This window comes from Fusobacterium sp. SYSU M8D902 (genome assembly GCF_040199715.1).
Classification (GTDB): Bacteria; Fusobacteriota; Fusobacteriia; order Fusobacteriales; family Fusobacteriaceae; genus Fusobacterium_A.
This window is the reverse complement of sequence record NZ_JBEFNA010000071.1, coordinates 1-901: the sequence shown is the minus strand read 5'-3', so window position 1 is coordinate 901 and position 901 is coordinate 1. Positions and strand designations below refer to the sequence as shown.

At 21.4% G+C, this 901-nt stretch carries 1 protein-coding gene; it reads left to right on the top strand.

Going from position 1 to position 901, the window contains the following annotated elements:
- Positions 1-10 precede the first annotated feature (10 nt).
- On the top strand, positions 11-901 hold an 891-nt coding region (locus ABNK64_RS11090), incomplete at its 3' end, for a plasmid recombination protein (RefSeq protein ID WP_349764435.1).

The following is a 901-nucleotide window of genomic DNA, read 5'->3' as shown; positions in this document are numbered from 1 at the left end:
AAAAAATGTTATATCTGCAACAGTTCATAAAGATGAAAAAACACCACATATGCACTGTGTATTTACTCCAATAGATGAGAATGGAAAATTAAAATTTAAAAGTTTTATAAATGGTAGAAATGACTTGATTAAAATGCAAGATAATTATCATAAATTTATTAGTCAAGATTTTGATTTAGAAAGAGGAAAATCAGTAAAAGAAACACAAAAAAAACATTTATCTGTTATGGAATTTAAACTAGAAACTGCTATAAATGAGAGAGAGCTGGAGCTGGAAAAAGTAACTGAAAATACCCAAGAAATTAAAACAAAAAATACTGATTTAGAAGTTAAAAAAATTGAATTAGATAATCAACAGAAGATTATTAATTTAACTTTAAAAGAATTAGAAGAATCAGAAAAAAAAATAAAAAAAGAAAAAGAAAAAAAAGAAGAAATTTTTAATAAATTAGCTGATGAAAAAACTAGATTATATTATGTAAATAGTATATTAGAACATAAAAAAGAATCTAAAGGTTTACTCTCAAAAGAAACAACTGTTTCATTGAAAAAAGAATTGTTTGATTCATTGGTACAATTAGCCGTACAGGGAGAAAAAAATATTGATGAATTTAATAAATTAGAAAAGACAAATAAAAGTTTAAATGAAAATTTAAAAAAATTAGAAAATAATGTTTCTGAACTAACAAAAAATAATTCAATTTTATCAAAGCAAAATTCAAAATTATTATCTGAAAAATCTGAATTATCTAATCAAATGAATGTTATACAAATGAATCAGAAAAAATATATTAAAAATTCGGAAGAAAAAGAACAAGAAAAAAATAATTATATTGATAAATTAGAAAAGGCTCTTCCAAAGGAAAAAGTGGAAGAAATTAAAAATAATATGGAAAAAGAA